Source organism: Noviherbaspirillum denitrificans (genome assembly GCF_002211445.1).
GTDB lineage: Bacteria > Pseudomonadota > Gammaproteobacteria > Burkholderiales > Burkholderiaceae_D > Noviherbaspirillum > Noviherbaspirillum denitrificans.
Window position 1 is genome coordinate 1606924 of the sequence record NZ_LSTO01000001.1, and the last position, 8005, is coordinate 1614928.

The 8005-nt window shown below is 64.7% G+C and carries 8 protein-coding genes; all 8 read left to right on the forward strand.

The window, feature by feature from the left end; all coding sequences use genetic code 11:
* Positions 1-826, forward strand: an 826-nt coding sequence (locus AYR66_RS08030) for an ABC transporter substrate-binding protein (protein ID WP_088709683.1), incomplete at its 5' end; no start/stop codon positions are given.
* A 78-nt stretch (positions 827-904) separates the two neighbouring features.
* A complete protein-coding gene (locus tag AYR66_RS08035; RefSeq protein WP_088707070.1) occupies positions 905-1780 on the forward strand; it encodes a branched-chain amino acid ABC transporter permease in 876 nt (291 codons plus the stop codon).
* 10 nt (positions 1781-1790) lie between these two features.
* Complete coding sequence (locus tag AYR66_RS08040; RefSeq protein WP_088707071.1) at positions 1791-2774, forward strand: branched-chain amino acid ABC transporter permease; 984 nt, start codon at positions 1791-1793, stop codon at positions 2772-2774.
* Positions 2771-3514, forward strand: coding sequence for an ABC transporter ATP-binding protein (locus AYR66_RS08045; RefSeq protein ID WP_088707072.1), 744 nt, complete (start codon positions 2771-2773; stop codon positions 3512-3514). Before AYR66_RS08040 ends, AYR66_RS08045 begins: the two co-directional genes overlap by 4 nt.
* Position 3515: 1 nt before the next feature.
* Positions 3516-4265, forward strand: a complete 750-nt coding sequence (locus tag AYR66_RS08050; protein WP_088707073.1) for an ABC transporter ATP-binding protein — start codon at positions 3516-3518, stop codon at positions 4263-4265.
* A gap of 131 nt (positions 4266-4396) precedes the next feature.
* On the forward strand, positions 4397-5467 hold the full coding sequence (locus tag AYR66_RS08055) for a Gfo/Idh/MocA family protein (protein ID WP_088707074.1): 1071 nt from the start codon (positions 4397-4399) through the stop codon (positions 5465-5467).
* Complete coding sequence (locus tag AYR66_RS08060) at positions 5464-6651, forward strand: MFS transporter (RefSeq protein WP_088707075.1); 1188 nt, start codon at positions 5464-5466, stop codon at positions 6649-6651. The genes AYR66_RS08055 and AYR66_RS08060 overlap by 4 nt, the downstream gene beginning before the upstream one ends.
* Positions 6652-6750: 99 nt before the next feature.
* Positions 6751-7806, forward strand: a complete 1056-nt coding sequence (locus AYR66_RS08065; RefSeq protein WP_088707076.1) for a porin — start codon at positions 6751-6753, stop codon at positions 7804-7806.
* Positions 7807-8005: the final 199 nt, after the last annotated feature.

An 8005-nucleotide genomic window follows, 5' to 3' on the forward strand; every position in this document is an offset into this window, starting at 1 on the left:
CATCATCGTCAGCATGTCGGAAACCCGCCGCGCCGAAGTGCCGAACTTCACCGGCGGCGAAGCGGCCAACATCACCGAACAGGGCAATCCGTACGTCTTCCGCACCAGCTTCAACCAGGCGGCCGCGATGCCGAAGGTGGCGCGCTATATCACCAGCAAGTTCAAGACGATCGCGATCGTGTACGGCAACAATGACTTCGGCAAGGGCGGCCGCGATGCCCTGACCAAGGCGCTGGCCGGCACCACCACCAAAATAGTCGCCGACATCTCCACCGATCCGGGCCAGGTCGACTTTTCTTCTGCCGTACTGAAGGCCAAGCAGGCCGATCCGGAAGCCGTGTTCGTCTACACCAATGAAGAAGAATCGGCGCGCGCGCTGCGCGAATTCCGCAAGCAGGGCTGGAACAAGCCGCTGATCGGCGAAACCACCCTGACCGGCCAGAAGGTCATCGAACTGGCGGGCGAAGCCGCCAACGGCGCGATCGCGCACGTCGGCCTCACCGTCGACGCGCCGCATCCGCAAGTGCAGGCGTTCAAGACCAAGTTCGAAAAAGAGTACAAGTACATGTCCGACCATAACGGCATCAAGGGTTATACCGGCGTGTACGTCCTCAAGGCTGCCATCGAAAAAGCCGGCAAGCTCGACCGCAAGGAAGTCGCGAAGGCTCTGCACGGCCTGAAGCTGAAGGCGTCCGACCATCCCGGGGTACTGATGAATGTCGCCATCGACGCCAAGGGCGACATCGACCGTGAAAGCTTCATGGTCCAGGTCAAGAACGGCAAGCAGGAAGTCGTCCAGGTCCTTCCGCCGCTGTCCCAGCAGTAATCCGTCTGCAGTTCGATTCGACCGCGCCGGGCGAGGGCGTGCTGCGCTTCGCCCGGTGCAGCCAACAGGATCCACATCATGAACGACTTCTTGCAGTTGGTCTTTTCCGGACTCGCGACCGGATCGATCTATGCACTTGCCGCGCTCGGCTTCACCCTGCTCTGGCAGGCATCCGGCACCATCAATTTCGCGACCGGCGAATTCGTGATGCTTCCCGCCTTCATCATGCTCGGCCTGATGAGCGCGGGACTGCCGCTGCCGGCCAGCTTCCTGCTGACCATCGTGATCTCCGCCGTCGTGCTCGGCTGGGGCTTCAAGAAAGCGCTTGTCGACCCTCTGATCCGCCACGGCATCATGCCACTGATCGTCGCCACCATCGGCCTCTCCATGCTGATGCGCAACGCGATCCGCGCCGGCGTCAGCGCCGAGGCCCATCCTTTCCCCAACATCTTCGGTGACAAGATCTTCAACCTGTTCGGCGTGACGATCACCGCCGGCGACCTCGGCACGCTGGTGTTCGCGCTGATCGTGGTGCTGGGCCTGCAAGCCTTCCTGCAGAAGACCATCACCGGTCGCGCGATGCAGGCGGTCGCGCAGAATACCGAAAGCGCCACCGTGCTCGGCATCAACGTCAACCGCATGGTGCTGTACACCTTCGTGATCAACGCGGCGCTCGCGACCGTCGCGGCGCTGCTGGTGACGCCGGTCTATCTCGCCAAGTTCGAGATGGGCGTGTCGCTCGGCTTGAAGGCCTTCCTGGCGGCGATCATCGGCGGCTTCAACAATTCCCGCGGCGCGCTGGTCGGCGGCCTGATCGTCGGCGTGTGCGAAAACCTGGCGGGCGCGTACATCTCGCCCGCGTACAAGGATGGCGTGGCGCTCGCGCTGTTCATGGTCATCATCCTGTTCAAGCCGAACGGCCTGTTCGGACGCGTGGAAATGCGAAAGGTTTAAGGCACCCGTCATGAAAAAACATTTCATTCTTTTTGGCGCGGTGTTCGCGGCCTTGGCCGTGGTCGCACCGCACCTCCTGAAGCCCTACGGCATCTACCTGCTGACCTATTGGCTGATCTACGTGATCGCGACCATGGGGCTGAACCTGATCCTCGGCTATGCCGGCCTGAAGTCGCTCGGCCATGCGGCGTTCTTCGGCATCGGCGCGTACACCACGGCGATCCTGATGAAGGCAGGCCTCAGCTTCTGGCTGGCGCTGCCGGCGGCTGCGGGGCTGAGCTTCGCGGTCGGCCTGCTGGTCGGCTTCCCGGCGTTGCGCGTGCAGATGCATTACCTGGCGTTCGCCACGCTCGGCTTCAACGAGCTCGTCACGCTGGTGCTGCGCAACGAGGAATGGCTGACCGGCGGCACCTTCGGCATTTCCAATATCGCGCGGCCCGAGCTGTTCGGCATCTCGTTCGAGGGCAACATTCCTTACTACTACCTGGTGCTGGCGTTTGCCGTGGCGATGTTCGCGCTGCTGGCTGGCATCCTGCGTTCGCCCTGGGGCAAGGCGTTCACCGCGTTGCGCGACAATCCGATTCGCGCCGAAAGCCTCGGCATCCACATCCAGCATTACACGCTGCTGGCGTTTGCGATCGGCTCGGCCTTCGCGGGCATCGCCGGCGCACTGTTCGCATCGCTGGTGCAGTACATCGAACCCACGCCGTTCAACGGCCAGATCTCGATCATGATGTACCTGATGGTCGTCGTCGGCGGCCCCGGCTACCTGCTCGGCCCGGTCATCGGCGCCGCCATCGGCGTGCTCGCGCCGGAATGGCTGCGCTTCGCCGAAGGCTGGTACCTGGCCGCGTTCGGCGCCATCGTGATCGCATTGATGGTGTGGCTGCCGGGCGGGCTGCTGTCCATCCCCGACCTGCTGCGCAACAAGCGCCAGTCGCGCGAGGCCTCCGTTGCCCGCACCGCGGCGGCAAAGCAGGAGGTGGCGGCATGAACCCGGTATTGCAAGTCAGCGAATTGCAGAAAGCCTATGGCGCGATCCAGGCGGTCGGTGGCGTGTCCTTCGAGGTGATGCCGGGCGAAATCTTCGGCGTGATCGGACCCAACGGCTCCGGCAAGACCACCATGTTCAACAGCGTGCTCGGCCAGATCAAGGCCGATGCCGGCAGCGTCCGCCTCAACGGCCAGGACATCACCGGCCTCGATCCGCGCGAACTCAACCAGCGCGGCGTCGGCCGCACCTTCCAGACGCTGCAGGTGTTCGGAAAGATGTCGGTACGCGACAACCTGATCGTCGCTGCGCAGGAACACGAGGGGACGATGTTCGGCCGCCTGTTCCAGCCCGGCGATTCCGGACTGGGCGACAAGGCCGACGCGATGATTGACCAGTTCCGCCTGCGCCACGTCGCGCACAAGCCGGCCGGTTCGCTCAGCTACGGCCAGCAGAAACTGGTCGACATCGCGATGGCCTTCATGAGCGATCCCGACCTGGTGCTGCTGGACGAACCCTGCGCCGGCGTCAACCCCAGCCTGGTGGGCGGCATCTTCGACCTGCTCAAGGAACTCAACAAGACCCGCAAGGGCTCCTTCGTGGTCATCGAACACAACATGGACTTCGTGATGGACCTGTGCCACCGCATCATGGTGATGGTGGAAGGCAAGGTGATGGCCATCGGGACGCCGGACGAAATCCGCGCAAACAAGGACGTGCTGGACGCCTACCTGGGGAACTGACATGAGCAACTATGCAATCGAATTCGACGATGTGGTCGCCGGCTACAAGGATTTCATGATCCTGAACAACCTGAGCTTCCAGGCGAAGAAAGGGGCGATCACGCTGCTGCTCGGTCCCAACGGCGCCGGCAAGTCCACGGTGCTGAAAACCCTGTTCGGCCTGCTCAAGGTCCGCAACGGCAAGATCCGCCTCGACGGCAAGGACATCACGGGATCGAGCTCGCGCCAGCTGCTGGATGCGGGCATCGCCTTCGTGCCGCAGGGGCGCAACCTGTTCGGGCAATTGAGCGTGTGGCAGAACCTGGAGCTGGGCGGCATCACGCTCGGCGCCAGGACCACGCATGCGCGCATTCCCGAGGTGCTGGAATTCTTCCCGCGCGTGAAGGAGCGCCTGCATTCGCAGGCGGCGGCGCTGTCGGGCGGCGAGCAGAAGCAGCTGGAAATCGGCCGCGCGCTGCTGCTGCGCCCGAAGGTGATCCTGATTGACGAACCGTCGATCGGTTTGTCGCCGATGGTGGTGGCCGATGTGTTCAAGCTGCTGCGCGCGCTGGTCGACAAGGGCACCACGGTGCTGATGGTCGAGCAGAACGTGAAGAGCGCGCTGAAGATCGCCGACGAGGCGATCGCGCTCGAATCGGGCCGCCGCGTGCTGCAGACCACGGCCGCCGCGCTGCTCGACGACCCGCACATCGAGCGGCTGTTCCTTGGCAGCGGACACGGTGCCGCGCCGGGAAAGGCGGTGGCGGCATGAAAGGAAAGGCACTCTTCGAGACGGGATAGCAGCCCGCCGGTTCACTGATTCACCCTGATGGTTTCCGCAACGTCCCGGCCGCATCGCGACCGGGCGGGGGGACTTCGTTTGCCAAAAAATCCTGCAGAGTCATGAATACATTGAGAATCGCAGTCGCCGGCGCCGGCCTGATCGGCAAGCGCCACATGCAGCTGATCCGCGACAATTCGCGCACCACGCTGTGCGCATTGATCGATCCCGTTCCTGCTGCGCGCGCCACTGCCGACGCGGAAGGCGTGCCGCTCTTTCCTTCACTGGAGGAATTCTTCGCATCGTCGGTCAAGGCGGATGGCATGATCCTCGCCACCCCGAACGGCTTGCATGTATCGGGGGCGCTGACTTGCCTGGCGCACCGCATGCCGGCCCTGGTCGAAAAGCCGGTCGCTGACACGCTCGACGCGGCCGAAGCACTTGAAGCCGCCGAAGCGCGCTGCGATGTGCCGCTGCTGGTCGGACATCACCGCCGCCACAGCGCTACGCTCGCCGCGGTGCGCGAAGAGATTGCTTCCGGCCGTCTCGGCAGGGTGGTGAGCTTTACCGGCACCGCACTGTTCCACAAGCCTGACAGTTATTACGAAGCCGGTCCCTGGCGCACCGTGGCCGGCGGCGGTCCGATCCTGATCAACCTCATCCACGAGATCGATGCAGTGCGCTACATGCTCGGCGAGATCGTCGCGGTGCAGGCGATGGCGTCGAACGCGGTACGCGGCTTCGCGGTGGAGGATACTGCCGCCGTGCTGCTGCACTTCGCGTCCGGCGCGCTCGGCACCTTCATGCTGTCCGACACGTCCGCCGCGCCGCGCAGCTGGGAACAGACTTCCGGCGAAGACAAGTCTTATCCCGCGCATCCGGAAGAGGATTGCTATTTCATCGCCGGCACCAACGGCTCGCTCGCGGTGCCGACCATGCGCACCTGGAACTACGATGGTGAACGCAGCTGGTGGAAGCCCTTCGCGCGCACCGGCCTCGCGCGCGGCACCGCCGACCCGATGGCGCGCCAGCTCGACCACTTCTGCGACGTGATCCGGGGCCAAGCCGCGCCGCGCTGCACGGTGCACGATGCGACGCAAAGCCTGCGCGTGACGCTGGCCGTGGCGCAGGCGGCGGCCAGCAAGGGCGTGGTGATGCCGGCCATACCGGTGCTGGAGCACGAGGCCGCATGATGAATGCGCGTGCCGTCCCGCTCTGGCTGGTGCTGACGCTGCTGTTCGGCATCCAGCCGGTCGCCACCGACCTCTACCTGCCGGCGCTGCCCGAGATCGCGGCATCGTTCGGCGGTCAGGTGGATGCGGTGCAGTGGACACTGACGGTGTACGTGCTCGCCTTTGGGCTCACGCAATTGTTTATCGGCACGCTGGCCGACCGTTACGGCCGGCGCAAGGTGATGCTGACCGCGCTTGCGCTGTATGTGCTGGCGTCGATCGTGCCGGCGCTGGTCAACAGCCTCGGCATCCTGATCCTGTGCCGCGCGCTGCAGGGCGTGGCCACTGCGTCCTGCGCGGTGTCGGCGCGCGCCGTGATCCGCGACCGCTATTGCGAAGGCGCCGGCATGCGCGTAATGGCGCAGAGCATGACGGGCATGAGCGCGGCGGCCCTGATGTCGCCGGTGATCGGCGGGCTGTCGACCAGCGTGATGGGCTGGCAGGGAACGCTGTCGCTGGTCGGTGCGATCGGCGCGGCGATCTGGCTCATCGTCTACTTCGGCTTCCCCGACACGCATGCGCCTGCGGCGTCCGGCGCGCAGGCGGGCTTCGGCGTCTTCCTGCGGCGCGGGCAGTTCGTGTTTTCTTCCTTGCTTGCCGGCGCGAGTTTTTCCGGCGCAATTTCCTTCCTGCTGCTGTCCTCCTTCATCTTCATCGGCGAATACGGCATGTCGCGCTTCCACTACGGACTGGTGGTCGCGGCATGTTCGCTGTGCTTCATGCTGGGCACGCTCGCCTGCCGTCGCTATCTGTCGCACGCCACCGTGCCGCAGGCGATCCGCGCCGGTGCGGCGTTGACGGTGACCGGTGGCGCCAGTCAATTGCTGCTGTGGCTGGCCGGCGTGCGCGAGCCGTGGGCGCTGATTGTCCCGCAATGCATCTACATGCTTGGCCACGGTTTCCACCAGCCGTGCGGGCAGGCCGGCGCGGTGGCACCGTTCCCGCAAGCGGCGGGACGCGCGGCTTCGACTTCCGGCTTCCTGCTCACCGCGGTCGCTTTCACTACCGGCCAGTGTGCGGCGGCCAGTCCGTTGCCGCCTGCGCAGACGCTGGTCACGGTCGTCTCCTTGATGTCGGCGTTCATCGCCTTCAATGCCTGGTTCGCGATTCCGCGCGCCTACCGGGCGAGGGCGGTGCCGGCATAGGTCAAACGGGGAAGCTTCCAGCCCGGGCAACTGAACTGGAGGCAGGCAGGTTTTCCGATCGCGGGAAGCCGATAACAAATCATCCATAAGGGAGATAGCATGAGGAAAGAGCTTTTTGCGGCATGTGCACTGGCAGCGTGTTCCGCCGCGGCGTCCGCGCAGAGCAACGTCACGCTGTACGGCCTGGTCGACACCACCATCCGCTACAGCACGAACGAAAATGCTGCGGGAGACAACAAGCTGCAATTGACGGACGGCGTGCTCACGGGCAGCCGCTGGGGTGTGCGCGGCGTGGAAGACCTCGGCGGCGGACTGAAGGCGCTCGTCACCCTCGAATCCGGCTTCGCTCCCGACACCGGCGGCATGCTGCAGGGCGGCCGCCTCTTCGGCCGCCAGGGCTATGTTGGCCTGGACGGCAGCTTTGGCAAGGTGCTCTTCGGCCGCCAGTACACGCTGGCGCATGAAATCCTGTCGGCCTACGAATCGTTCGCGTTCGCCAACAACTCCATCCTCGGCTACCAGGGCGGCAACTACACCGGCCTGCGCTACGACAACATGGTGAAGGTTGCGAAGGCCTTCGGCCCGGTGTCGGTGACCGCCGCCTATACCTTTGGCGAAACCGCAGGCAGCCTGTCGACCAATGCGTCCAAGGCCGTCGGCGCCACCTACGTCAACGGCCCGTTGCAGCTCGGCGCGGTGTACCAGGCGACCAACAACGTGACCTCCGCCTTCTTCAATGCGGTGAGCGCGGCGCAGGCGAGCAAGCAGACAGTGTGGGGCGTGGGCGGCACCTACAAGACCGGCCCGGCCACGCTCTACGCCGGCTACACCGACAGCAAGCTCGACGTGGCGAACATCAAGAACCATGTGCTCTACGGGGGCATCAACTACGAGCTGACGCCGGCGCTGCAGCTGATCGGCACGGTGCAAGCCGACAAGCTGAAGCGCCCGGGTAATGACGGCGATCGCATGACTTCCGGCCTGATGCTCGACTACTACCTGAGCAAGCGCACGGACGTGTATGTCGAGGTCGACTACACCAAGCTGAAGGATGGATGGGTGGCGCTGGCGAATAATGCCGGACTGGGCAGCGCCAATGTATTCGGTAATGACAGCCGCGTCGGCATCATGGCCGGCGTCCGTCACAAGTTCTGATGCGCTGATGGAGGGCGGTTCCGGACCGAGGGGCCGGAACCGCGGAAGATGCTACTTCGAACCTGCCTTGTCGAACACGTTCGGATTCCCGCCGAAGGCCTGGGTCAGAGCCCGTGCCTGCTGGAAGATGACGGGCAGGATCTTGTCCACGCCGGTTTCCTCGATGCGGTAGCGCGGCCCCGACACCGCGATGGCGCCG